This is a genomic window from Halorubrum sp. CBA1229 (assembly GCF_003721435.2).
Lineage (GTDB): Archaea > Halobacteriota > Halobacteria > Halobacteriales > Haloferacaceae > Halorubrum.
This window is the reverse complement of record NZ_CP054585.1, coordinates 316,081-341,011: the sequence shown is the minus strand read 5'-3', so window position 1 is coordinate 341,011 and position 24,931 is coordinate 316,081. Positions and strand designations below refer to the sequence as shown.

Annotated in this window: 22 protein-coding genes; 10 read left to right on the top strand and 12 right to left on the bottom strand. The window is 65.9% G+C overall.

Annotated features, from left to right (window positions below; translation table 11 throughout):
* Together Hrr1229_RS01685 and Hrr1229_RS01680 are read left to right on the top strand one after the other, a co-directional pair.
* Positions 1 to 1,080 (top strand): M48 family metalloprotease, encoded by a 1,080-nt coding sequence (locus Hrr1229_RS01685; RefSeq protein ID WP_123114499.1) that lies wholly within the window; start codon positions 1 to 3, stop codon positions 1,078 to 1,080.
* The gene (locus tag Hrr1229_RS01680; protein ID WP_123114500.1) at positions 1,077 to 2,462 is read left to right on the top strand and encodes a PQQ-binding-like beta-propeller repeat protein; all 1,386 of its coding nucleotides are present in this window, start codon (positions 1,077 to 1,079) and stop codon (positions 2,460 to 2,462) included. The genes Hrr1229_RS01685 and Hrr1229_RS01680 overlap by 4 nt, the downstream gene beginning before the upstream one ends.
* Before the next feature lie 86 nt (positions 2,463 to 2,548).
* Here the strand turns inward: Hrr1229_RS01680 and Hrr1229_RS01675 are convergent, their stop codons facing one another.
* The gene (locus Hrr1229_RS01675; RefSeq protein WP_123114501.1) at positions 2,549 to 3,895 is read right to left on the bottom strand and encodes an alkaline phosphatase family protein; all 1,347 of its coding nucleotides are present in this window, start codon (positions 3,893 to 3,895) and stop codon (positions 2,549 to 2,551) included.
* Positions 3,896 to 4,052: 157 nt separating this feature from the next.
* Between Hrr1229_RS01675 and Hrr1229_RS01670 the strand changes: the two genes are divergently transcribed.
* Positions 4,053 to 5,024 carry a phosphoadenosine phosphosulfate reductase family protein gene (locus Hrr1229_RS01670; RefSeq protein WP_123114502.1) on the top strand — a complete coding sequence of 324 codons (972 nt, stop codon included), beginning with the start codon at positions 4,053 to 4,055 and terminating at the stop codon, positions 5,022 to 5,024.
* 100 nt (positions 5,025 to 5,124) lie between these two features.
* Here Hrr1229_RS01670 and Hrr1229_RS01665 read toward each other — a convergent pair whose 3' ends face one another.
* The 3 genes from Hrr1229_RS01665 to Hrr1229_RS01655 are packed head-to-tail and all read right to left on the bottom strand — an operon-like array spanning position 5,125 to position 6,858.
* Complete coding sequence (locus tag Hrr1229_RS01665; RefSeq protein WP_123114503.1) at positions 5,125 to 5,661, bottom strand: hypothetical protein; 537 nt, start codon at positions 5,659 to 5,661, stop codon at positions 5,125 to 5,127.
* A gap of 21 nt (positions 5,662 to 5,682) precedes the next feature.
* The gene (locus Hrr1229_RS01660; protein WP_123114504.1) at positions 5,683 to 6,261 is read right to left on the bottom strand and encodes a DUF4382 domain-containing protein; all 579 of its coding nucleotides are present in this window, start codon (positions 6,259 to 6,261) and stop codon (positions 5,683 to 5,685) included.
* 42 nt (positions 6,262 to 6,303) lie between these two features.
* Positions 6,304 to 6,858 carry a hypothetical protein gene (locus Hrr1229_RS01655; RefSeq protein WP_158606084.1) on the bottom strand — a complete coding sequence of 185 codons (555 nt, stop codon included), beginning with the start codon at positions 6,856 to 6,858 and terminating at the stop codon, positions 6,304 to 6,306.
* A gap of 612 nt (positions 6,859 to 7,470) precedes the next feature.
* Here Hrr1229_RS01655 and Hrr1229_RS01650 point away from each other — a divergent pair.
* A complete protein-coding gene (locus tag Hrr1229_RS01650) occupies positions 7,471 to 9,564 on the top strand; it encodes a hypothetical protein (protein WP_123114505.1) in 2,094 nt (697 codons plus the stop codon).
* Positions 9,565 to 9,598: 34 nt separating this feature from the next.
* Here Hrr1229_RS01650 and Hrr1229_RS01645 read toward each other — a convergent pair whose 3' ends face one another.
* The 3 genes from Hrr1229_RS01645 to Hrr1229_RS01635 all read right to left on the bottom strand — a co-directional run bounded on the left by Hrr1229_RS01645 (position 9,599) and on the right by Hrr1229_RS01635 (position 11,387).
* Complete coding sequence (locus Hrr1229_RS01645) at positions 9,599 to 9,946, bottom strand: hypothetical protein (protein ID WP_123114951.1); 348 nt, start codon at positions 9,944 to 9,946, stop codon at positions 9,599 to 9,601.
* Positions 9,947 to 10,007: 61 nt separating this feature from the next.
* Positions 10,008 to 10,919 (bottom strand): NAD-dependent epimerase/dehydratase family protein, encoded by a 912-nt coding sequence (locus Hrr1229_RS01640; RefSeq protein ID WP_123114506.1) that lies wholly within the window; start codon positions 10,917 to 10,919, stop codon positions 10,008 to 10,010.
* 192 nt (positions 10,920 to 11,111) lie between these two features.
* Positions 11,112 to 11,387: a hypothetical protein gene (locus Hrr1229_RS01635; protein ID WP_123114507.1), complete on the bottom strand. Its 276-nt coding sequence runs from the start codon at positions 11,385 to 11,387 to the stop codon at positions 11,112 to 11,114.
* Positions 11,388 to 11,525: 138 nt separating this feature from the next.
* Here Hrr1229_RS01635 and Hrr1229_RS01630 point away from each other — a divergent pair, with 138 nt between their 5' ends.
* Both Hrr1229_RS01630 and glmM read left to right on the top strand, forming a co-directional pair.
* Positions 11,526 to 11,981, top strand: a complete 456-nt coding sequence (locus Hrr1229_RS01630) for an NUDIX domain-containing protein (RefSeq protein ID WP_123114508.1) — start codon at positions 11,526 to 11,528, stop codon at positions 11,979 to 11,981.
* Positions 11,982 to 12,181: 200 nt separating this feature from the next.
* Positions 12,182 to 13,504 (top strand): phosphoglucosamine mutase, encoded by a 1,323-nt coding sequence (gene glmM, locus Hrr1229_RS01625; RefSeq protein WP_123114509.1) that lies wholly within the window; start codon positions 12,182 to 12,184, stop codon positions 13,502 to 13,504.
* Between the two features lie 464 nt (positions 13,505 to 13,968).
* Here the strand turns inward: glmM and Hrr1229_RS01615 are convergent, their stop codons facing one another.
* Positions 13,969 to 14,436, bottom strand: coding sequence for a hypothetical protein (locus Hrr1229_RS01615; protein WP_255212549.1), 468 nt, complete (start codon positions 14,434 to 14,436; stop codon positions 13,969 to 13,971).
* A 228-nt stretch (positions 14,437 to 14,664) separates the two neighbouring features.
* Between Hrr1229_RS01615 and glmU the strand changes: the two genes are divergently transcribed.
* From glmU to glmS, 3 genes are all read left to right on the top strand, one after another.
* Positions 14,665 to 15,873, top strand: a complete 1,209-nt coding sequence (glmU, locus tag Hrr1229_RS01610; protein WP_123114512.1) for a bifunctional sugar-1-phosphate nucleotidylyltransferase/acetyltransferase — start codon at positions 14,665 to 14,667, stop codon at positions 15,871 to 15,873.
* 134 nt (positions 15,874 to 16,007) lie between these two features.
* Complete coding sequence (locus Hrr1229_RS01605; RefSeq protein ID WP_123114513.1) at positions 16,008 to 17,186, top strand: sugar phosphate nucleotidyltransferase; 1,179 nt, start codon at positions 16,008 to 16,010, stop codon at positions 17,184 to 17,186.
* 2 nt (positions 17,187 to 17,188) lie between these two features.
* Positions 17,189 to 19,048 carry a glutamine--fructose-6-phosphate transaminase (isomerizing) gene (gene glmS / locus Hrr1229_RS01600; RefSeq protein WP_123114514.1) on the top strand — a complete coding sequence of 620 codons (1,860 nt, stop codon included), beginning with the start codon at positions 17,189 to 17,191 and terminating at the stop codon, positions 19,046 to 19,048.
* A 53-nt stretch (positions 19,049 to 19,101) separates the two neighbouring features.
* On the opposite strand, the gene Hrr1229_RS01595 is transcribed toward glmS, so the two are convergent.
* Positions 19,102 to 19,923 (bottom strand): SWIM zinc finger family protein, encoded by an 822-nt coding sequence (locus Hrr1229_RS01595; protein WP_123114515.1) that lies wholly within the window; start codon positions 19,921 to 19,923, stop codon positions 19,102 to 19,104.
* Positions 19,924 to 20,321: 398 nt separating this feature from the next.
* Here Hrr1229_RS01595 and Hrr1229_RS01590 point away from each other — a divergent pair, with 398 nt between their 5' ends.
* The gene (locus Hrr1229_RS01590) at positions 20,322 to 22,019 is read left to right on the top strand and encodes a sugar-transfer associated ATP-grasp domain-containing protein (RefSeq protein WP_123114516.1); all 1,698 of its coding nucleotides are present in this window, start codon (positions 20,322 to 20,324) and stop codon (positions 22,017 to 22,019) included.
* Positions 22,020 to 22,464: 445 nt separating this feature from the next.
* Here Hrr1229_RS01590 and Hrr1229_RS01585 read toward each other — a convergent pair whose 3' ends face one another.
* The 3 genes from Hrr1229_RS01585 to Hrr1229_RS01575 all read right to left on the bottom strand — a co-directional run bounded on the left by Hrr1229_RS01585 (position 22,465) and on the right by Hrr1229_RS01575 (position 24,837).
* Complete coding sequence (locus tag Hrr1229_RS01585) at positions 22,465 to 22,899, bottom strand: hypothetical protein (RefSeq protein ID WP_148041769.1); 435 nt, start codon at positions 22,897 to 22,899, stop codon at positions 22,465 to 22,467.
* The gene (locus Hrr1229_RS01580) at positions 22,900 to 23,187 is read right to left on the bottom strand and encodes a hypothetical protein (RefSeq protein ID WP_123114518.1); all 288 of its coding nucleotides are present in this window, start codon (positions 23,185 to 23,187) and stop codon (positions 22,900 to 22,902) included. It lies immediately after the preceding gene.
* A 120-nt stretch (positions 23,188 to 23,307) separates the two neighbouring features.
* The gene (locus Hrr1229_RS01575; protein ID WP_123114519.1) at positions 23,308 to 24,837 is read right to left on the bottom strand and encodes a TROVE domain-containing protein; all 1,530 of its coding nucleotides are present in this window, start codon (positions 24,835 to 24,837) and stop codon (positions 23,308 to 23,310) included.
* Positions 24,838 to 24,931 lie beyond the last annotated feature (94 nt).

The following is a 24,931-nucleotide window of genomic DNA, read 5'->3' as shown; positions in this document are numbered from 1 at the left end:
ATGTCGCCCTCCATCGCCGACCTCCTCCGTCCCCTCCGCGCGCTCGCCCCGTCGAACCGGCTCGACCGAGACCAGCGGCTCCGCCTCCGGATGGCGATCGCGACCGGACTGGTGGTCGCGCTCCCGTTCGCGTTCGTCTACGCGTTCGTCTTCCTGATAAACACCGTCGGGCTCCCTCTCTTGGAGTGGGCGAACAAGCGCCCCTACACCGGGGAGGTGTACGTCGACCCGATCCTGCTCGCCGTCGTCGTCCTCGGCGGGCTCGCGGTCCAGTACCGATACGGCTCCCGGACCGTCCTCCGCTCCGTCGGCGGGCGGCGAGTGTCGGCCGACGAGTACCCGGAGCTGCACGCCGCCGTCACGCGGGTGGCCGCGCAGGCCGACGTCCCGAAGCCCGACGTGGCGGTCGCGCACACGGAGCTGCCGAACGCCTTCGCGGTCGGGACGCCGGGCAACGGTACCGTCGTCGTCACGACCGCGCTGTTGGAGACGCTGGACGACGCCGAGCGCGACGCCGTGCTCGCCCACGAGGTCGCGCACCTCGCCAACCGCGACGCCAGCCTGATGACCGTCGCGTGGGTGCTCCCGACCGTCACCTACTACCTCGCTGTGCTCGCCTTCTACGTCCTCTACGGGCTGTTCCGGTTCCTCAGCTTCGGCGGCGGCGGGTCGGGCGGGAACCGCGACGGCCGGGCGCTCGCGGTCGGGATCGTCGTGATCACGGTGAGCGCGGTCCTCACGCTCACCGTCTCGGCGATGTTCTGGGCCGGGAGCGTGCTGATCCACCGGGTGCTCTCGCGGTACCGCGAGTACGCGGCCGACCAGGCGGCCGCCGAGATCACGGGGTCGCCGGCGGCGCTCGCGAGCGCGCTGGAGACGCTCGACGAGACGATGCCCGAAGTGCCGGAGCGCGACCTCCGCGCGTTCGACGGCGGCGCCGAGGCGCTGTACGTCGCGCCCTTAGAGAGCCGCGCGTTCGGCGACAAGGAGCTGGTGAGCACCGACGTGTTCCCGGAGACGCACCCGCCGACCCGCGAGCGGGTCCGGCGACTTGGCGAACTCGCGGGTGAGACGGAGTGACGGAGCGCGACGCGCCAACAGAGCCCTCGCGGCGACGCGTTCTCGCGGCGGCCGGTGTCGGCCTCGCGGGCGCGCTCGCCGGCTGCGGCTACCGTCCGGGCGGCGGCGACCTCGCGTGGGAGTCGTCGCTCGGCGGCGGAGGGCTGTTCGGGCCGGGCGACCGCTGGTTCCGACCGGTCGGCGACCGGCTGTTCGTCGTGCGGAACCGGTCCGGCCGGACGTACGACTTCGAGGACGACGCGTGGCGCGACTACGAGAACGCGGGAGTCACCGCGCTCGACCCGACCGGCGAGACGCGGCTCGAGGCCGAGACCGAGCGGCAGGCCGCAGGCCCCCCGGCCGTCACCGAGGGGGCGGTCGTCGTGCCGGTCGCGGGCGACCGCGTGACCGCCATCGATCGCGAGACGGCCGCGTTCGACCTTGACGACCCGGGGGTCGACGATGGCGGGAGCGGTACGGACGAGCCCGACCCGATCCGCTGGCAGGTCGACATCGGCGCCGCAACTGCCGACGAGTCGTCCGGGAGCGATGGCTCGACTGAGAGCGACGACGGTGCGACGGACGACGGTCCCCCCGCGAGCGTCGACGCCGTCCGCGCCAGCGATCGGGTTGTGGCCGCCGTCCTTCCGGATGACACGGTCGTCCTCGACGCGGAGACGGGCGACCGGGCCTTCGACCTCGCGGCGGCGTGGCCCGGCGTGACCGAATTGGGTCCGGGGGCCGTCGCTCCCGACCGCGTCGCGATCGACGGCGAGGACGTCTGGGTCGTCGTCACCGGACTCGACGCGGCGAGCGGATCCGACGCCGACGCCGTTCTCGCCCGCTTCGATCCGACCGGGGAGCGACGCGTCATCCGACCGCTTTCGAGCGGCGCCGACTGGCTCGTCGTCGTCGACGACACCGTGGTAGTCGGAAACACGTCGGGAGACTCGGTGCGGGGGTTCGATCGCGACCTCGACCGTCTGTTCGCGCTGGATGTCCCGACACCGCGGGAGCGGCCGCCGCTCGTCGAGGGTGGCGGAAGCGACGACGCCGCGGGAGCCTGCGTCTACCTCCGCCGCGGCGAGACCGCCCGGGCGCTCGACGTCGCGGCCGGCGAGATCGCGTGGGAGCGCGACGGTCTGCCCGCCTCGCGCCCGTTCGCCGCCGACGAGCGGGGGATCTACGCGGTCGGCCGGGAGGCGGTGCGAGAGGGGAGCCGGGAGACCCGGCCGGTGATCGTCGCGGTCGGCGTGGGCGGGGGCGAGCGCTGGAGCGCCCCCCTCCCGGATGGCGTCCGCGTCGAGGCGCTGTTCGCGGTCGGGGACCGGCTGCTCGTCGTCGACGGGGAGGAGCTGTACGGATTTCGGGCCGCGCCGGGCGAGCGGTGGTCGCTGCTCTGATAGAGTGCTGAAACTGGCGGTCAGGGGACCGCTCAGGAGGCCAGGGGACCGCTCAGGAGGCCAGGGGACCGCTCAGCCGACGACGGTCACTCGGCGAGGAGGCTCTCGCCGTCGAAGTCGGCGTCGACGTCGACGTCCATGAGATCGAGGATCGTCGGCGTCACGTCGAAGAGGTTCGATCCGTCGACGTTGAGAGCGGGGTCGGTGGCGTATAACAGCGAGTTCTCGAACTTGTGCATTCCGTTGCGCGGCCCCTCGGTGAAGACGGCCTCCTTCCCGCCGAAGCCGGACTTCAGGTCGAAGCCGTCCGCCGGGATGACCACGAGGTCCGGCGCGATCTCGTCGTGGGCGCCGTCGAAGGCGTCCTCGCCTTTTACAATCCGCTTGCACACCTGCCGGCCGTCGGGGCCGGTGAGCCCCTCGAGGTCGGCGATGAGCTCCTCGCGGACCGCCTCGTACTCCGACTCGGGGACGACCCCCTCGGGTTCGCGGCCCTCCAGGTTGAGGTAGAAACGCCCGGGGATGAGCGAGTAGGCTCTGGTCTCGTCGTCGATGTCCTCGAGCGAGTCGTGGTCGTCGTCCGCGTAGGAGAGCCACCCCTCGTCGGCGAGGAACTCGTTGCAGTTCACCTCCCACTCCAGCTCGGTGAACCCGTGGTCGGAGGCGACGACGAGGGTCGTGTCGTCGTCGAGCGAGTCGCGGATCTCGCCGATGTACTCGTCGAGCTTCGCGTAAAAGTCGAGGAACTCCTCGGCGTACTCCCCGTCGGTCGCGTAGTCGCGGAACAGGAAGTGATTGACGCGGTCCGTGGTCATGAACACGCCGAAGAAGAGGTCCCAGTCGTCCTCGGCGAGGTAGTGCGTGAACACGTCATGGCGGGCGTCGAGGGTGGCGTGGGCGTTCTCGATGAACTCGCTTTTGTCGTCGTCGTGGCCGAGCTTCGCGTTCACGTCGATGCGGTAGTCGTGCTCCTGGAGCACTTGCTCGACCGCGTCGTCGCTCGCGGCGGCGTCGAGCCCGGGCGAGAGGAAGCCGGAGACCTGTCGCTGGATCCGCGTCGACGGCGGGAACGTGACGGGGACGTTGAGCACGGTCGCGTCCCGGCCCGCGTCGGTGACGCGGTCCCACAGCCGCGTCGCCTTCACGTGGCGGCCCATCGGGACGTACGTCTCGTAGGAGTCGACCTCGCGGTCCTGAAAGCCGTACACGCCCGTCTCGCCGGGGTTGACGCCGGTGGTGAGACTCGGCCAGCACGCGCTCGACTCGGGCGGGACGATACTCTCCAAGCGCCCGGCCGACCCGCTTTCGGCGATGTCGGTGAGGGTCTCGAAGACCTCGGGGTGGTCTTGGACGAGGTCGTACGGTACGCCGTCGATGCCGAGGAAGACCACGCGCTCGTCGTCGTCGCCGCGCAGCCGGTCGAACAGTCCCATGGGCGGAACGTCCGGTGCCGCCGACATATCCCTTGCGTTCCGGCGAGCGGAGCGCGTTCGCGCCGCGGAGCGTGCGGGTTGGCGCGGGTTCGCGCCGACTGCGAGCGCGGGGAAGATTCAGAAGGCCTATTCCGTTCCGCGGGGACAGATCCGGCGTATGACCGACGACTTCCCGGCGGGCGTCGACGTCGACTACGCCGACGGCGAGGGCGAGGATCCGGCGGACTACCCGTCGCTGCAACACAAGATCGAGAAGGCGATCGAGGTCACCCGGCAGGGGTTAGAGCAGTACGACACCCCCGCGGTGATGTGGACGGGCGGGAAGGACTCCACGCTGACGCTGTACTTCATCAACCAGGTGGCCGAGGAGTACGGCTACGAGAAGCCGACCGCCGTCTTCATCGACCACTTCCAGCACTTCGACAACATCACCGACTTCGTCGAGCACTGGGCCGACGAGTGGGAGATCGACCTCGTCTACGCCCGCAACGACGACGTTGGCGCGTACGTCGACGCGAACGGGTTAGAGCCGGGCGACGACATCCCGGTCGCCGAGCTGAACGAGCAGAATCAGCACCACATCCGTGACATCCTCGAGTACGAGGAAGACACGTTCCCGTTCCTCTTGGACACGTACGTCGGGAACCACCTGCTGAAGACGGTCGCGCTCAACAACGCCCTCGAGGCCCACGACATCGACGGCGTCATCTCGGGCGTCCGCTGGGACGAGCAGGAGGCCCGCGCCGACGAGACGTTCTTCTCGCCGCGCCACGACCCCGACCTGTTCCCGCCGCACGACCGCATCCAGCCCATCCTGCAGTTCGCCGAGGCCGACGTGTGGGAGGCGTTCTGGAACTACGTCGTCCCGGACACGGTCGAGGCGTTCCCCGACGAGGGGTACGTCCCGCAGGCCGACGACGATCTGCCCGAGGGCGTGAGCCAAGAAGACATCCCCATCTCGCCGAAGTACTTCGCCGGCTTCCGCTCGCTCGGCAGCGAGGTCTCGACGGACAAGACGACCGAAGAGCCCGCGTGGCTGCAGGACCTCGAGGGGACGACCGAGCGCGCCGGCCGCGCCCAGGACAAAGAGGACCTGATGGAGCGGCTGCGCGACCTCGGCTACATGTAGCGGTCGGCGAAACGGCTCCGTTTCGTTTCATCGACGTCGGCGACGCTCCCCCTATCGCAATCGAACGGAACAATACCCTGAGCCGCGTCCCCTCGTCAGGTCACGCGACCTGTTCGCTCTCTCGGAACGTGACGGTCGTGTCGTCAGACTCCACGGTGGTCTGGATGGTGATCCAGCCGCCGTTCTGGTCGACCGTCCGCGCCTCTCGCAGCGAGAGCTCGACGCGCTCGGTCGTCGTGTGGGACGCGCCGGCCTCGAGCGTGCCGACGTCCACCGTCCCCTCCCAGACGATGTCGTCCGTGTCGGTGTTGTTCTCGCCGGCGTAGATCCGGATGTACGTGGTGACGCCGGTCGCGGTCTCGTTCTGCTCGTTGTTCAGCGTCGCGGTGACGTCCCGGCAGGTCGTCCCGCACTCCGTGGTCTCGTCGACCGTGAACGTGAACGGCTCCGAGTCAGTGGACGACGCTGTCCCCGACCCGTCGTCGTCCGTTGCGTTCTCAGTGGGGAACTCCTTGATGTCCGAACCGCCCGAGTCGCCGCCGGGGGCGGGACCCACGCCGGTGTACGCCATCGCGCCGACCGCGGCGGCGAGAACGATCACGACGAGCACGCCGCCGGCAACGTATTTTCGGTTCATATGGGACTCACGCTCCGGGCGCTACTCCTCGTCGCCCTCGTACTCGACGGTGATTCCGTCGGGAACGGGCTGGAGGAGGTACTCGTCGGTCTGTCCGCGGAGGACGGGAGTGAAGTCGGCGGTGAACGTCGTGCGAGCGTCCGCGCGGACCTCGAACTCCTGGTTGAACGTGAGCGGCGCGTCCCCCGGAACCCCGACAGTTGCCGAGTCGCCGCCCTCGAGCGTCGCGTCGATGCCGTCGACGTCCAGCTGCAGGAACTGGTACGTCGCGACGTCGAGCTCGCGCTCGTCGACCAGCTGCGTGTTGTCGCCTTGGAGGTCGACGAGGTCAGCCTCCTGCGGCTCGTCGTACTCGTGGTACTCGCGGTCGGCGGGCTCCTCGCCCTCCTCGTCGCCGGCCTCGGCGCCCTCGGGACCGAGCCACATGCCGACGATCGTGACGACACACGACTCGAAGTCGGCGATATCGCCCGGCTGGTCGGTCACCTGCGTCGCGAGCGTCCCGGTCTCGCCGCCGCCGAGACAGCCCGCGAACCCGACCGTCCCTGCTATTGCTGTGCCTGCCAGATACGTCCGTCTATCTACTATTAAATCACTCATGGGTATTATCTGTGTTATTGTATTAACTAGGATTATAAGGGACTACGACATCATCTCGTCGTCAGCGTCGTTGGTCTCGTCGGCGTCGTCAGCGTTTCCGTCGGCGTCGTCAGCGTTTCCGTCGGCGTCGTCAGCGTTTCCGTCGGCGTCGTCAGCGTTTCCGTCGGCGTCGTCAGCGTTTCCGTCGGCGTCGTCAGCGTTTCCGTCGGCCGCGTTATCGCCCGACAGCAGGTCGCTCAACGAACTTCCGAGCCCATCTTCCGAACCGCTGAGGAACGAATCGATGGTCTCGTGAATCTCGCTCACTCGATCGGGCACCTGTTCGGGGAGGCCGTCGCTCGGCCCGACACCGTCTGCGTCGCCAGCGCGGTCATCGGCGTTTCCGGCGCGCTCCTCGCTCGCGTTCTCACCGTCGTCCGCACCCGCCTCGTCCGGTGTATCGTCGTCGGCCGTCGCCTCGTCCGGCGCGGGGTCGTCCGATACGTTCGTCGCGTTCTGTGCCGCCGTGTCGGCCGGACTGGCGGCACCGACCGCCGCCAGGCCGCCGATCAGGAACGTCACTGCGATAGCGATCGTGATGAGTCGTTTCGCGTTCATTACACTCATCGCTCGGACAGCAGGCCACATAAGAGGGTAAAACCGTGAATTCGGATTCACCCGTTTGAGCGCCTTTTAGGCCAAATTAAGCCGAATAATCCGGATCGCACCGCAGTCGCGGCCGCCGACCCCGTCGCCGACGGTAGACAGAGCGGGCGGACCGTCGCGCGCGACGAGAGTGGCACTGCGGACGACATCATCGAGCGGTCGACCGGATGCACCTGCGACCCACTTGTCGCGAGTCGCGCCTCGCCGGGGACGCCCCGCGAGCCGGGAGCGCGCTCGACCGAGATCAGAGAGGACCGACGCGTCGTCCGACGCGAGCCGAGCCGGCGACCGCGCGCGCCGCCATCGGGCGGGTCGAATCGGCGGTCGACGACGGTCTGGGCGCGAAAGCGGCTTGACTCGTGACAAACCGGACTGAACGTCTCACCGGTATATCCCGGTGGGGACCGAACGGCTCGCTACCGATGACCCCCTACTCCGACTCCGATCACTCGGCCGGGCGTCCCGCACGACGCGTCCCGGCGGCTCGTCCGTCCGTGACCCGCTCGCTCACCGTCTCGCCGACCGCTCGCGCCCGCGGAGCCGGCGTTCACGAGAGGCGGTGAAATGACCGATAAGGACGCGGTCGGCCTGCGGCGCCGCGACGTCTTGGCGACGCTCGGCGCGGTCGCGGGCGGGGCGTCGCTCGCGGGCTGTTCGGCGCTCGACCGCGACGACGACGGAACAACGACGGCGTTGAGCGATGAACGCGCCCGCGACCTCGCCGAGCGGTTCGCGCCGACCCTGTACTTCGATGAACAGGAGACGTGGTTCCCGACCGACCCGCGCCCCTACGAGGTCGAGCGGGACGGGGAGCCGATCGTCGACGGGTTCGCCGCGTTCGACGGGTACACCGAGCGGGCTCGAGAAGCCGACGGCCCGCCCGACCCGACCGTGTTCTACCACGGCGTCGAGTACGCGGACTCCCCGCTGGCGGTCGTCCAGTTCTGGTACTACTTCGCGTTCGACCAGTTCACGACGAACTTCCACTGGCACGACTGGGAGGTCCTCCACGTCTTTGTCGACACCGAGTCGGGCGACCCGCAGCTGTACGTCGCCAGCTCTCACTCCGGGCGCGTCCCCAACAACGAGTTCCTCGACCCGGACGCGGAGCGGCCCCCGCGGATCCTCTCCGAGTTGGGGTCGCACTCGAGCGCGCTCTCTGTCAACGACGTCGCGGACCGGTTCCAGCGACTGCCCGGTGACGGGACGGTCGCGGACATTACCAACAGCGCGATCGAGGGGTTCGAGGACGTCGCCGACATCCCGATCGCGTACGGCCTCCCCCGGGACGAGGGGTCGCGGCTCCCCTACGTGATCCCCGAGTTAGACGGCGCCCCGCTGTACGACCACGACCGACTCCCCTCGGTCGAACGGGCGGACCTCGTCGCCGACGAGCTGACGGTCCGGTCGTTCGCCGAGCTCACGTCACCGCCGACCGACCTGCCCGAACGAGCCACGGGCCTACGATTCGGGTACGCCAGCCGCGAGACGGACGCCGACGTCGCGTACGACCTCGTTTCGACCGAGGAACTTGAGTACATCACGGCGTTCACCGGGCCGCAGCTCAGCTTCGAGTTCTCGGTCCCGGCGGTCGCGGAGGACGCCATCGCCGGTCACATCACGACCACGGGCGTCCCGTGGGACCAGCCGCGATACGGGGATCCGGCCGCCGACGTCTCCGAGCCGAACCACCGCGCCGCGCTGGCGGACCGGTATGACGCCATCGCTTCCCCCTCGTCGATCAACTCCGTTGTCGCCGCCGTCACGGAGGCGATCACGTCGGACGACGCGCCCGAGGACGAGGGACTGACCACGCGGGCGCTCTCGGTCGAGACGGTCGCGCTCTTGCAGAGCGAGCCCGAGGCCGTCCCGACGTTCGGCGGCGTCGCCGTCCTCCGCGGCGTTCCGGACGGGGACCATCGACTGACGGTGAACGGCGCCGGTGTGGAACCTCACAGCGAGTCGGTCTCAGTGAGCGCGGCCGACGGTGGCGTGACCCCGGCCGGCGTCGAGGGCGAGATCCCCGTGGTCGCCCGCGAGAGCTCGCTGAAGCTCGAAATCGACGGCGAGGGCGCCGACGCCGACCTCACCGACCTCGCGGTCGAAGACGATTTCGCCGGGCGGATCTACGACGCGCCGCTCGACGGGTCCGACGCGGTCTACCTCCACCGGGGCGGCGCGTACACGACCGAGCTCCGGGACAGCGACGACGAGATCGGCGCGTACCGGGTCAATCCCGACGACGAGGACGGCGTCCGAATCGACGACCCGCGGACCGGCAAGGCCCCCCTCGCGGCGTATCTGGCAGACGTGGCCGCGGAGACGAGCGCGGCGGTCGACGCCGTTTCCGACGGGAGCGACGACGACGGCTCGGACGGCGGGACCGACGACGGCGCCGCGAGCCCAGTGCAGGAGCTCGCTCGGGTGTTGACCGCGGTCGCCGACGCCGCCCGCCGCGCGGCCGACCGGGCCGACGCCGGATCCCGGTCGCGGGCCGACGAGAGCCTGGGGACCGTCAGCGACCGGCTCGGCCGCGTCGAGACGCGGCTCACCGATGCGCGCGGCGATCTGCCGACCGAGCTCGCGACCGCCATCGACCGGCGGCTCGACCAGCTGCGGCGGCGGTCCGAGCAGGCGCTGGCGGCGTCGACGCTGTGACCGACTCTGCCGTCCGGAGGCTCGGCGCGGGCGCTTAAGCTCCCGGCACGCCGAACGCGCCGATTCCGAGCCCGAAGACGGTGTTGACGACGAAGAGGATGACGAGCGCGGACACCCACGCTCCCGCGCCGATGATGAGGGCCTTGATCCACCCGCCGGGGTACCGCCAGTTGATGACGCCGACCCAGACGACCAACGCGATAAGCGGGCCGACGAGCGGGATCCACGAGGTGAGCGCCCACCCGAGGGCGCCGAGCAGCGCGGTGACGACGGCGTGACTGTAGTCGTCGACGTCCGCGACGAACCGCGCGCTGACGTAGATGGCGAGGCCGCCGACGAGCAGCGCGACGACGAACGCGACGAGCGATCCGATGAGTGGTATTGGCACGTCTGCCCGTTCCGTGCCAGCGGTGTATAGGTACTGACTTCCGAATCGTTCGTTCTTATTGGTACGGCTCGCACACCAGCTTCACGCCCTCCTCGAAGCTGATCTGGGGCTCCCAGCCAGTGGCCTCGTGGAATGTCGAGTAGTCGGCCATCGTGTCGTGGACGTAGCCGTCGAAGGGGCACTCGATGTACTCCGGATCGATGTCGGTGCCGAGCGCGTCGTTGATCATCGCGACCATCTCGTTGAACGTGTACGCCTCCTCGGTGCCGACGTTGTAGACGCCGGTGATCGCGTGGTCGGCGGCGAGCTCGCAGGCGCGGGCGACGTCGGAGACGTGCGTGAAGTCGCGCGTCTGGCTGCCGTCGCCGAACAGCTCGGGCGCCTCGCCGTTCGCGATTTTGTCCGCGAACTGCGCGACCGTGTTCGCGTACTCGCCTTTATGCTCCTCGTTGCCGCCGAAGCCCTGGTACACCGAGAAGAAGCGGAGGCCGGCCACGTTCATCTCGTGGTGGTTGGCGTAGTACTCGGCGTAGCGCTCGCGGGCGAGCTTGGAGGCCTCGTAGGCGGTGTGGGCCTCCACGTCCATGTCGACGGGGGAGGGTTCGGTCCGGCTGCCGTAGATCGACGAAGTGGAGGCGTAGACGACGGTCTCACACCCCTCCTGCCGGGCACGCTCGACGGCGTTGACGAACCCCTCGACGTTGACGCGGCAGCCGCGCTGGGGGTCGGTCTCGTGCATGTTCCGCGAGGAGAGCGCGGCCAGATGGAAGAGCACGTCGACGTCGGCGGGGTAGTCGTCGTCCAGCACCGAGCTTTCGACGAACTCGACGTTGTCGTTGAGGTTCTCGGGCGTGCCGAGGTAGCAGTCGTCGACGGCGATCACGTCGTTGTCGGCCGCGAGGCGGTTGGCGAGGTTCGAGCCGATGAAGCCCGCGCCGCCCGTGACGAGGACGCGTTTGTCTTGCATAGGTTTGTGTCGTCAGGGCGGGAGGATTATGGCTTCGGTTCGCTGTCGCCGATAGGTCCTCTCATCCGGCGGTCACCAGCGATCACTCTCCGGAAGAGAGCGTGCTCGGCACGAGTCGCGAAACGATACCGTCAAAATCGTCGTCGAAACTCAACACGGAGTCGATATCGTGGTGTTCGATGTGGGCCACGGTCATCCGTATAGTACGTCGTCGATATCCTCTTCGTCCGTCTCCACGCCGGACGCGATCGTCCCCTCGTTGAACGTTCGAATCTCCGTCTCCCTCAGACTCGTCTTCCCGTCGCGAAACGAGTCGACGAATTTCGTTCGGGACTCGACGGCTGATTCGATCAGCTGCGTGAGGATATCCTGTTGTGTGACCTTCTTCCCGGTCTTCAGCCTGATCTCTGCCTGAAGCTCCTCAAGTTTGGATTTCGCCGCTTCGTCTATTTTTACCGCCGTTGACATACGAGTTAGTAGTGTCGACAACGTAGTTAATGTTTACACTGAGAAGTGTAGCGATCGTATTGAGGCTACTGCGAGTCGTTGTTCCTCACTCGATCCCGCTTGCCACAACACTATCCCGTTGTTCGCTCTCGATCGACCATGGACGACCACTGGATTCCGGACGACGAGTGGCGAACGATCGTCGCCAACGTTCCGATCGTCTCCGTCGACTTGGTGATCAGGCGTGACGGCGGCGTCCTGCTCGGTCGACGGACGAACGAGCCCGCGAAGGGGTACTGGTTCGTGCCAGGTGGGCGCGTCCTGAAAGGGGAAACGCGTCGCGAAGCGGTCCATCGGGTCGCCGACGACGAGTTGGACATCGCCGTCGAGATCGTCGAATCGCTCGGCGCGTTCGAGCATCGGTACGAGAGTTCCGATGTCGCGGGCGTCGACTCGAAGCACTATCTCGCGAACGGGTACGTGGTCGACGTGGTCGATGGACAACTTGATCCGGACGACCAACACGACGAGTTCCGGGTGTTCCGATCGGCGCCGGAGCCGTGTCATGAGTACGTCCGCGCGTACGTCGACGCCGCCTCGACGGTGAATTGGTAGCGTTGAGTCGGCTGCCACACGCCGACTGCACGCGCGCTTCACGCGAGAACCAGATCGAATCCACGGAAGTTCGCACTCGCCGTTGACCGTGGGTTGGACGGGATGGTACGGGAGGACGGTTAGGGGCGGGGACACCATCTCGCGTCTACTGTCTCGGCTGCGACCCGAAACGTCTTTTCGACCGACAGAGAAGCGGCGGTATGTTCGGAACCAGCGGCGTACGCGGCCGCGTCGGCGAGGAGGTCACGGCCGATCTGGCGCTTGATATCGGCCGTGCCCTCGCGACGGACGGCGCCGAGACGGTCGTTCTCGGCCGTGACGCGCGGGACAGCGGCCGGACGCTGAGCCGCGCTCTCTCGGCCGGCGTCACGGAATGCGGCGCAGACGTGATCGACGTGGGCGTCCAGCCGACGCCGACCGTCGCCAGAAGCGTCGTCCGCGAAGGTGCTGACGCCGGCGTCGTCGTCACCGCCTCGCATAATCCGGCGCCCGACAACGGGATCAAGCTCTGGGCGGCCGACGGGCGGGCGTTCGGTGACGAGGCGAACGCACGGATCGCCGAGATCGTTCGCGAGGAGACGTTCGAGCTTGCGGCGTGGGACGCACTCGGCGAGCACCGCCAGCTGGAGGGCGCCCGCAGCCATCACGAACAAGCGCTCCGCGAGTCGGTCGCGATCCCGGCCGATCTCTCCGTCGTCGTCGACCTCGGGAACGGCGTCGCGCGCGTTACCGCGGACGCGCTTCACGCGGCCGGCTGCGACGTGGAGACGCTCAACGCCCAGCGGGACGGCCGGTTCCCGGGGCGGCCGAGTGAGCCGACCGCCGCGAACTGCGAAACCGCCTGCGAGGTCGTCGACGCGACCGGTGCAGATCTCGGGGTCGTCCACGACGGTGACGCCGACCGGCTGATGGCGATCGACGAGCGCGGGCGGTTCGTCGCCGGCGACGCGCTGCTGGCGCTGTTCGCCCGACGTGAGGCCGAGACGGGCGACCGCGTTGCGGTCCCGGTCGACACCAGCCTCCTCGTCGCGGATGCGCTCGCCGAGGTCGGCGCCGACGTGACGTACACGCCCGTCGGCGACGCGTACGTCGCCGCCGAAACGACGACGCCGGATGTGGTGTTCGGCGGCGAGCCGAGCGGTGCATGGATCTGGCCCACGCAGATCCGCTGTCCAGATGGCCCGCTCGCGGCCTGCACGCTGGCCGCGCTGGTCGGCGCCGAGGGCTCGCTGGCCGCCATGGTCGACGACCTCCCCGAGTACCCGATCCGCCGGGAGTCCGTGCAGACGGACGCGAAATCGGCGATCATCGAGCGTGTCGCCGACCTCGCGACGGCCGAGTACGACGACGTGTCGACGCTCGACGGGATCCGGGTGGAGACGGACGCCGGCTGGTTCCTCGTGCGCGCGAGCGGGACCGAGTCGCTGGTGCGGATCACTGCTGAGGCGCGCGACGAACGCGACGCCGAGGAGCTGTTCGAGACGGCGCGGGAGCTTATCGAGCGTGCGAGCGAGACCGTCTAACCAGAACGACTCGACTCGTCATGGAGGCGTTCGACGCGCTCGGTGACCCAGTCGAGAACGGCGAACAGCATCTCGAGGTGATGGTCGTCGAGCGGTGACGGTTCCACACCACTTGCGTCCGGTGGCGGATGGAAATGGCTCCGCGGGGTGTCTGTCTTCGGATGCCGATCCCATCGACACTGGAAGGGTGACCCTCCGCGTTTCTCGACGTAGTGAATATAGCAGTCGCCGGTCACGAACCAGTGGACGTCGATCCGTGCGGTGTCGACCGCGTCGGGATATGGGGTTGACTCCAGCGAGATCACGAGCGAACGCGGAGAGAGGCGATCCGGCGCGAACCGCCACGAGTCGACCAGCGGGTGTGTCTCCGCTCGCCGTCCGAGCGTCTGTATCGTCGTCCGATCGAGCCGGCCACCCTCTGCCACATCAGTAGGATCGTCGTCCGACATGGGTCTCTGTCCGCGTCAGGCCGACGCCCCGAGGTCGCCACTGTCGCGCCGTTGCGCGTCGGCTCGCGAGAGCGCCCGTTGCAGCAGCTCGATGTCGCGTCGGACCGTGCGCCACCGCGACAGCGACGCAAGCCGATCATGGACCGCCGCGTGGTCGCCATCTTCGATCCGAGCGACTGAGACGCCGTTGGGGGCGGGCACACCGAATGATTGCTGGAGATCCGTATCCTCCTCGAGCAGGTCATCCAAGCGCTCACGGAGTTCAGCCGGCGTATGTTCGCCAGCCAGCGTTTCGACGCGCTTCCATCGGAAGTACGACTCGTTGCGTCGGTACTCTGCGGGACGACTCCCGCGCTGATCGACGATTCCCATCTCGGACAGTTGGGTGAGCGCGTTTCGTGCGCCGTCGGGAGAGCAGTCCGCACGCTCGGCGATGGCGCTGGCCGACGCGTAATCGGTGATGCCGGTGATCACGTCGTACACTCGCTGAAACGTGGTTCGTTCGCTCTTCCACCGACGCCGCGCCTCCGAGGGACTGCCCGACGACGAGCTCCTAGTATTGTCGTCAGACATGTGATCTGATAGCGGTGTGAGAGATATATATCTTTGGTACACGAAATATATCTACACACGCATTCGTTCTCGTATTCGGGACTGGCGCTCGAACACCGATCACAGCGGCTAAACCACACCCCCTCGTCGACTCTGGATATGTACGGAGTCGTGCTCGCGGCCGGCCGCGGGACCCGGATGCGACCGCTGACGGACCGCCGCCCGAAACCGCTCCTCCCGGTCGGAGATCGCTCGCTGCTCGAACGCGTGTTCGATACCGCGATCGACGTCGTCGACGAGTTCGTCGTCGTCACCGGCTACCGCGGCGACGCGATCCGCGAGACGATCGGTGAGTCGTACCGAGGCTATCCGGTCCACTACGTCGAGCAGGCGGAGGCGCTGGGGACGGCTCACGCCGTCGCGCAGGTCGAACCCGTCGTCGACGACGACTTCCTCGTGCTCAACGGCGACGTGGTCGTCGACGCCTCGCTCCCGCGGGCGCTCGCCGACGCGGAGGGGACGGCTGTCGCGGCCACCGACGTCGCGGATCCGCGGGCGTACGGCGTGCTCTCGACGAGTGACGATGGCTCGCTTGCGGAGATCGTCGAGAAGCCCGACGATCCGCCGACCACCCTCGCGAACGTCGGCTGCTACGCCTTCGAGCCCGACGTGTTCGAGTACATCGATCGGACGCCCGAGAGCGAACGCGGCGAGTACGAGATCACGACGACGATCGAGCTATTGCTCGACGACGGCCACCAGATCGACGTGGCGCCCTACGAGGGGACGTGGCTCGACGTCGGGCGGCCGTGGGAGCTGTTGGAAGCGAACGAACTGGCGCTCGGGGAGCTGGACGACGGTGTCGAGACCGACGGCACCGTCGAAGACGGCGTCCAGCTGCACGGTCCGGTTGTCATCGAAGCGGGCGCAAAACTACAATCCGGCGCGTACGTCGAGGGGCCGGCGCTGATCCGATCGGGCGCCGAGGTGGGGCCAAACGCGTACATTCGGGGCGCCACGGTTGTCGGGCCGAACGCACACGTCGGTCACAGTGTTGAGATCAAAAACAGCGTGCTCATGGCCGACGCGTCGGTGGGCCATCTCTCGTATGTTGGTGACTCCGTGCTCGGACGTGGCGTGAACGTCGGCGCGGGCACGAACGTGGCGAACCTGCGGCACGATGACGCAAATGTCCGGCTGACGGTGAAAGGCGACCGTGTGGATACCGGCCGGCGAAAGCTCGGTGCGATCGTCGGCGACGACGCGAAGACCGGGATCAACACGTCGCTGAACGCCGGCGTCAAACTGGGCGCAGGTGAGACGACCGCTCCCGGCGAGGCGCTGACGCGCGACCGGCTCTCGGAATGACATCTACCCCGCGCTGAAGCGCGAGGGCGTCTCTTCGATTCTCCGCAAATTGCATGCGAATCGCCATCACATACCGCGATCTGACTTCTCGCCGGGCACGAGCGTTTTAACAGTCAGGCGGCTGATGGCAGGGTATGAGCGAAGACCCCGTGACTGCGGTGATCCTCGCAGCCGGTGAGGGGCGCCGGCTCCAGCCGCTGACGAACCGGCGGCCCAAGCCGATGATCCCCGTCGCGAACCGGCCGTTGCTCGAACACGTCGTCGAGGCGGTCGCCGCGGCCGGCATCGAGCGGATCGTCCTCGTCGTCGGCTACCGTCAAGAACGCATCCGGAATCACTTCGGCGACGGCGACGATTGGGGCGTGACGATCGAGTACGTCGAGCAGTCGACGCAGCTCGGCACCGGTCACGCCGTGTTACACGCTGAATCGGCGATTGATGACGATTTTCTCGTGCTCAACGGCGATCGGATCGTCGACCCGTCGCTCGTCTCGCGGGTCTGTGACCGCGTCCGTGACGGCGCGGCGCCGGCGATGGCGGTCACGACCGTCGAACATCCGCGCGAGTACGGCGTCGTGACCAGCGACGGCGACGGCCGAGTGACACGGATCGAAGAGAAACCTGAGGGCCCAGTTGACACCAACCGGATCAACGCCGGCGTCTACGGCTTCTCGCCGGGAATCTTCGACGCAATCCGCGAGACCCACGTGACTGGTGAGCTGACGCTGACGGCGACGCTGAACGAAATTGCCACCGACCGCGGCGTGACAGCGGTGCCGTACGACGGCCGGTGGCTCGACGTCTCGAACCTCTGGGATCTGCTGACGGTTAATGCAGGCCTGATCGACGAGGGTGACGAATCGCAACGCGGCGACCCGGCGCTCGGCGACTCGGTGAGTACTGCTGCTGATGTGGCACTCGCGGGCAACATCCGGGTGGGCGCGAACGTCACGATCGGCGGGAGTACGGCAATCGGGAGCAACGCGACGATCGAGGCGAACGCGGTCATCGAGAACGCGGTGATCTTCCCCGATGCCGTCATCGGTGCGGGGGCGGTCGTGCGCGACGCCGTCGTCGCCGGCAACGCCCGCATCGGGCCAAACACGACGATCGCCGGCGGCGCCGCGGAGATGGTTGTCGGCGACGCGGTGCACCGCGATATCGAACTCAGCGGCGTGGTCGGTGACAACGCGTCGATCGGTGGGGGGGCGACGCTCACCGAGGGCGCGGTCGTCGGTGACGGTGTGCAGGCCGACGCGGGGGTCGTGATCGACGGCCGGATTACAGCGGATGCGGTCGTCAGGAGGGGGTAACTATGTGTGGCATTATCGGATACGTCGGTGCTGGCGTCGCTGCGGGTGAGGACGAGACGGCCGGCGACGGTGGTCGCGCTGACAGTGTCGGCGATATCGTGCACCGCGGGCTCAAGAATCTCGAGTACCGTGGGTACGATTCTGCGGGCGTCGCGCTCGTGGGCGACTCCAGCGGGCTCACCGTCGCGAAACGCTCCGGCGAGGTCGACGGGCTAACAGTGCCCGAGGTGCCCGACGCGACCCACGGCGTCGGCCACACGCGCTGGAGCACGCACGGGCCGCCGACAGACGCGAACGCGCACCCCCACACCGACTGTGTAGGCGACGTCGCTGTCGTCCACAACGGGATTGTCGAGAACCACGAGACGCTCAAAGCGGAGCTGGCGGATCACGGGTTCACAAGTGACACTGACACCGAGGTCATCCCGCACCTCATCGAGGAGGCGCTGGCCGCTGACCCCGACGCCGATCTGTTGGCCGCGGTCCAGCGCGTCGAGGACCGGTTGGAGGGAAGCTACGCGATCTGTGCCGTGCGGGAAGACGACGACCGGATCGTCGTCGCGCGTCGCGGGAGCCCCCTGGTGTTGGGCCGGGGCGAGGACGCGGCGTTCGTCGCCAGCGACGTGACGGCGTTCCTCGATCACACCCGCGACGTGACGTATCTCGAAGACGGCGACGTGGCGGCGCTCTCAGCCGACGGCGTCGACATCTACGCCAGTGGGGAGCCGGTCGACCGTGAGATCGAGACCGTGACGTGGGAGGCCGACGCCGCCGAGAAGGGCGGCTACGACCACTACATGCGCAAGGAGATCCACGAGCAGCCCTCCGCGCTTCGCCAGACGCTTACCGGACGCTTGGATGTCGACGCTGGCGACGTGGATCTCGACGTCTCGTTCCCGCCGGGCTTCCTCGCCGATCTCGAGGAGATTCGGGTCGTCGCCTGTGGGACCTCATACTATGCGGGCCGGTACGCTGCCCAGCTGTTCGAGGAGCTCGCGGGGGTGCGTGCGACCGTCGAGATCGCCAGCGAGTACGAGTTCGGCGCGGGCCGGACGCCCGACCGCACGCTCGTCGTCGCGGTCACCCAAAGCGGGGAGACGGCCGATACACTCGGCGCGGTCCGGCGGGCGAACGCTGCCGGCGCGCGGACCTTCGCCGTGACGAACACCTTGGGGAGTACGGTGACACGCGAAGTGGATGGCACCGCGTTCATCCGGGCCGGCCCGGAGATCGGTGTGGCCGCGACGAAGACGTTCGCCTCGCAGGTGGCGACGCTCGCGATGCTCGCGGTGGCCGTCGGCCGCGATCGGGGGGCGCTCGGGGCCGCGGACGCGCGCTCCGTGTTAGAGGATCTGCAGGGGTTACCCGGCGCGGTCCAGCAGGTGCTCGACGAGGAGACGCAGGTGCGGGAGGCTGCTCGCGAGTACCAGGACAGCGAGGCGTTCTTCTTCGTCGGGCGGGCGCTCGGTGTGCCCGTGGCACTGGAGGGCGCGTTGAAGCTCAAAGAGATCTCGTATGACCACGCTGAGGGGTTCGCCGCCGGCGAGCTCAAGCACGGGCCGCTGGCGCTGGTGACACCCGACACGCCCGTGTTGGCGGTGTTGACAGAGGGTGCACGCGCCGCCGAGACGATGAACAACGTCACCGAAGCGCAGACGCGTGGGGCGCCCGCGCTGGGCTGTGTCTCGGAAGGCGACGAGTACGACACGCTCGATGTGTCCTTTGACGTGCCTGACGTGGGAATCGTCGAGCCGCTGGTGGCGAACGTGTATCTTCAGTTGTTCGCGTACCACGTCGCCAACGAGAAGGGCCGGCCGATCGACAAGCCGCGAAATCTGGCGAAGAGTGTGACGGTTGAGTAGGAAATGCGGCCGGATGCGGACTGGCACCGACTGTGTTGCCCTGTCGAGCCCACTCAGCCGTCAGATCTCTCCGCCAGTTTCTCTCGAAGTTCGGTCGCCGCACGCTCGAACTGATCAGCGAGAAACGGCGTTCCCGACTCCACTCGTTCCTCGAGGAAGGCGACGGCGTCTGTGGCTCCGTCGGTCTCTCGGTCTACAGTTGTGGCACAGTCGACGTAGCCGTCGAGCGCTCGTGTGAACGCTTGTGAGAAGTGATCGTACGCGCCGTCGACGCGCTCCATGTTGCCGTCGAGTGCCTCGACGAGCGCCCGATAGACTGCGGCTGCCGGCGCGTCTCGGCCCTGCTCGCGGTACTCGGTCGCGAGATTGAACCACTCCGAGAAGTCGATCGGCTCGAAGACGACGTAATACTCCGGGTTGGTCTCCTCAAACCGCCGGTCGATGGCGGCGCGTAGCTCGTCGACCGAGCGTGTCGAGGATTCGCCGAACCGGGCAAAGAACTGCTCGCGGAGGGCGGCGTCGGTCGCTAGCGTCTCACGGAGGAACGCTCGCAAATCGTCCGCGTCGGCAGCGTCAAGCGCGGCGTCGAGTCGGTCGCCCTCGTCGGTCGGAACCTCGTCGACACACCGAAGCAGCACGGCAACGACGTGCTTGCACGCTCCCGGTCCGTCGTAGGGGCACTCACACCACGGATCGAACCTATCGGCCGCGAGATCGACGCGAATATTGTACTGGTGGCTTCCACTCACGACGGCGGTTACGGTGGCGTCGACGCGGTGGATCTCGCGGATGCGGTTCTCTGCGAGGTAGGTCTCGCCGCGCTCGAAGACCGCGTCCGTGCAGATGTCTTGGACCGCGTCTTCGGTCACGTCCATGTGTGCGGACAGTGTTCCCTCACTACAGCGAAAAACTTGCGCTTAGTCAATTCGTTTGCTGACGACTTCGACACGACCCAGAGAATTACCTCGACAAGATAATATTATGGGCTTATGACGGACCGCTAATTAGTCATCTCACGGCAGTCCACGGGCCACGATTCGGCTCGGTACACCGTCCGCCGGCTGACAATTGTGAAGGTTGCAGTTCCGGTTACTCGAGAGAGATTATGCTTCTCTGACCTCTGTATACAAAAGGCTAATTTAAGTACTCAAATCGCATTACGACAGTAGATAATGTCTATTCAGTGCTATCAAACAGATCGATGTCTGAGCGTTCTCTCCTCGGGCGGTGGGGCAATTAACCATCTCATACTCTGGAATTCACGAGGGAACTCATGGATCTGAATGTTAAACAGCACCTCCCCAGTGTGGTGCTTCTGTTCGGCTTAATGGTTGTTGCTGTGTTCCTACGGAGCAACTCTGCGCTGTTCGTTCCGGTAGCCGAAGATCTCGACTTTGCCTTCCGGTTGATGATCGCTGGGACAGTTATCGCCGTCTTCCGGAACGAAATTGGAATGAGCACCTTTGGTGTATTCGGTCCCGTTATTCTGGCCTTTTCGTGGGTCGTTGTTGGGCCATTCTGGGGCTTTCTCGTTATCGCGTACATCTTCGTTCTCACGGCACTCGCCCGTGTTGCGATTAGTGATTTGAACCTCGGAACACCTCACCGGGTGGCGTCACTCCTTGTCGTCGCAGCTATTGGCTTATTTGTTATCGAAGCCGCTGGGCAACTCCAAGATATCCCGTCGCTTCAAGCGGTTATTCTCTTCCCAGTCGTGTTGACGACGTGGTACGCCGAGCGCTTTGTCGGGAGCCTCACCGAAACTGGGTGGGTGCCCGCGACGCGGCGCCTCGCTGCTACCCTTATTGGAATCGCTGCGGCGTTCGTGATTATCACCTTCGAACCCCTCGTCACACTCGTCATCCACTCGCCGGAGCTTTGGGTCGCGCTCGTCGCCATCAATATTGCTCTCGGGACGCTCACTGACGTCCGGCTTGGCGAATATCTCCGATTCAGAGAGTTACGACGCTCTCTCGGAAAAGACAACACTGGTGATGTCCTCACGATGCGAGTCAGGAATCGGGAGTTCATCAACAAATACAATCCCGCGCCGATTATGGCGCAGTTCAATAAAGGCGAGATGAAAAAGACCCTTCACGGGCTCTCGATCCCCACAACGGCTACGTATCTTATCGCTGAAGACGAATCCGATTTTGATGAGTTACGGACCCTTATCGAGACGCAACCGACCTTCGCTATCAAGCCGATCGACGGGTATGGTGGCCGCGACATACTCGTCGTTCGTGGTCGAGACGAAGCGACCAACGAGTTCCTCACGAATCGTGGGCGGCTGACGGCTGAGGAGATTGTGGCTCACACTCGGAAGATCTGCGTTGGTGGTGTCGGTGACTACGGTGCTCGGAGGGTGGCGCTTGTCGAGGGTTTCATCACACCCGATGGCCTGCTTGCAGACCGAACGACGGGTGGAGTGCCCGACCTTCGAGTCATCACCCTCCAGGGGTTCCCTGTGATGTCGATGGTCCGACTTCCTACCAACGAATCAAACGGGACCGCCAACATCCATACCGGTGCTGTCGCCGTCGCTATCGATATTCTCACTGGCGAAGCGTCCGGTGGCTACCAGCAGACTCGCGATGCGTTCATCCAGTCTCATCCTGATACGGGGGCCGACCTCGAGTTCGCCATTCCGGAGTGGGAAGCGGTGCTTGCGATGGCCTCTCGCGCTGCGATCTCCAGCGGGCTTGGATTCGCTGGTGTTGATATTGTCTTTGATGAGGCCAACGGGCCGATGGTGCTCGAAGTGAACCGGCGTCCTGGCCTGGGCATCCAAAACGCGAATATGGACGGCTTGCTTCGTCGTCTTCGCTATGTCGAAGAACACGGCGATCACGGCCAATTCCAATCTGCACCCGATCGCGTCCGGCGCGCTCAAGAATGGGCGAAACAGGATTGGGAGACGTTCACACAAACCTCGGCAGAAAGCGAAATCCGTTCCGAGGTGAAGGCCTAATGTCATCTACAGATAGTGGTGACAGAATCTGGCCATACACGCGCTTGACGGCTGCGTTAATGTTCAGTATCCTCTTGTTCGTCCCCATTATCCTCGCGGGATTACCTAGTGTCAGCAAAAATGCGATCACCGGATTGTTGACGCGTGAAGAGGTTCTCCTGATTTTCTTTATCGCGACTCCGATTGTATTTAGTGCCTTTGCCGCGTATCGTGTTGGGCAATTTTATGGGATTCTTGGAGATTCTCGGGCTAAGTAGAGGTAACAAACGCCTGGCAGTGGGCGATCAGTATTGAACTCGCGGTCCCGTAGCGAGAAAGCTATGAAGTCATTTGTCGACTCTCTCCAGCAAGACGCATTTAGCTACTGTCGACACACTAGCTAGACCGTTTTCGAAGGCGATTTCAGCGTTTCCGGCCAGCCACCTCGTGCGTTGTCGCGTTGGGATCACTCGTCGAACGCGGCGTCTTTGGCGTCTGACCAGGATCCGAATCTGCGTTGATACGTTGCGAGGCTATACTCGCCCCGCTCACGCACATCATCGGCGACTGGTTCTGTACCGAGCGCATCGCGCAACCGACGAAGCTCCGTGAGCAGGTCCGCGTCGCTCACTCTGCCGGACTCGCGGGGTTCGAGGCCGGCAGCGTCAAGCGCGTCGGTCCACGAGCCAAATCGGTCGACATACGTCCGTGGACTGTACGCGCCGTCAGTCTCCATCTCCTGGAACGTTGGGGTCTCACCTTTGGCGGTGGCCATCCGGTCCAGTTCTGCCAAGAGGTCGGCTTCGGAAATCTGTGCAGCCGTCCGGGCGTCTGCGGGCTCAAAGCCGGCTTCGGCAAGCGCGTTTGCCCACGATCCAAACCGCCGACGATATGTCGACACTCAGTACTGGCCCTCATCGTTCATGAGCTCGGCTGTCGGGCGTTGGTCATGGTCATCGGCGAGCCGCCGCAGTTCGGCGAGCAACTCTTCCGTTGGGAGTTCACTCTCAGCGGCATGCGGCTCGAAGCCGGCGCGGGCGACGGCGTCCTGCCACGAGTCGAACCGGCGCGTGATCGTCGTTGCGGCGTACTCGCCGTGGTCACGGTAATCCTGCAGGGAGGGCGCTCGCTCGACGATCGCTGCGACGGCACGGATATCCTCAAGCAACTCCTCGTCGCTGTAGGGCATATCCGAGGCGAGTACAATTCTGAACGGCTTAGTTGATTCGTCTGATCGACTCAAGATCCGAGACACCAGCGAGTCTGTCTCTGATCTCTCCCCCGCTACTCGTCGTGGGCCACTGGACAGTTACGAGGGCTCGAACGTCTCGATCTCATCGATGACCTGTGTCGGATTCTCGGCGTGTTCGATGAACGAGAGGACGTTCTCAGACCACCCCGAGATGTTGTAGACGTTCTCGTAGCCTTCTGGCGTCACGAGGTCGCCATAGGCCGCGAGATCGACGAGATACAGCGCGGTATCCGCAGCCACCTCGTCTCGATACGCATCGAATGCGTCCTTGATTGTTTGGGTATCGCGCGCTGTGAACGGCGTGCTGTCCCAGATCTGCATATCGGTAAACACGACGATCCGTTCAACAGTATCACCGCTGTCGTGGAGGTGCTTGATCGCCTTCCAACCGTTTGTCGAGTTCCCGACGTCATCGTCGATGGCCAACACCGCCGCTTGACGCTGTAGTACTGGTTCGTCAACGTGCATCGGAACGGTCTGGAAGTCGTCACCGAACCCGCCGACCTCGGCACCTTGGTCGGCTAGGATCGCACCGAACAACGCACCGACCTCCTTCAATCGGAGCGTGCTGTTCGCGGACAGTGGATGATCCATCGATCCCGACAGGTCGACCGCGACGAAGGTATCGCCGAATCCGTTGGGCACCGTCTCGACTGCGACATCAATTGCCTCTTCGAGCCACTGCTCGACCGTCGGTGCCTGGACATCCGCGTCTTGCAGCGCGGTGTAGGCCTGGTAGTACCGGAACGGGTACAGCGGCGCGTGTCGGACGGCCTCCAGGTCGAGGTGATCCACGACGGTGTCCTCCGGAACGCCGGCTTCGAGCATATTCCGGAGGTTCCGGATCGACGCGAAGATGGGTAGCGTGTACTCGTCGTCCTCGATGAGCAGTTCCCAGGCGTCTCGGGTGTTGCCACGTTCAGAAATGACCGTCTCCCACGTGTTCGGCGCTGGCAACGAGTCGACGTCGGGATAGTCGTCGAGGTCGCCGTACATGAACCGCTCGAAGAGCGTTTCCTGTTCGTCGTCGACGGGCGTGGGATGAACGCGGTTGAAGACGTCGTACAGCGTCACCTCACGCCGCGATAGGTCGTACTTGCTCAGCGTGTAGGCGTCAGCCATCTCAACGAGCGCGTCCTCGACCCCGCGTCGAAGCGGCCACGGCGCAGTTCCGCCGAACAGCTGATCGTGGACAGCCAGCGCGGTCGCTGTTTCGTCCATCCGCTGGATGATCGCCGGTGCCCACTCGCGGATGACCGACTCATCGGACTCATCTTTGAACCGGTCGTCGTTGGCTGCCAGCACGAGCAGTACTTGTGGGATGTCCCGTAAGTAGAGCTCTTGCCGCGCGTAGGCCGCGAGCTTCAGGACGAACACCGGGTCGTCGTCTGCGGCGGCGTCGAACCGGTGAACGACAGCAGCCAACTGCTCGTCATCGGACTCATAGAACGACCCTTCCAGCAGCTGATTAATCGTGCGCTTGTACAATGCCAGTCGAGGGTCGGCAGGCTCGAACGCTTCCCCACCTTCGTAGTTGGTGGTCCGCGTTGCCTCCGCGACCGTTTGCTTTGGCGTGTTGAATTCCATCCTATCACCCGGAGCCGCAACAGGCGACTCCGACCGCAGATGCCCACACGCTCTGTGAGCAGCGAGTATCACGGGGAAACTCCCCGATCCCAGC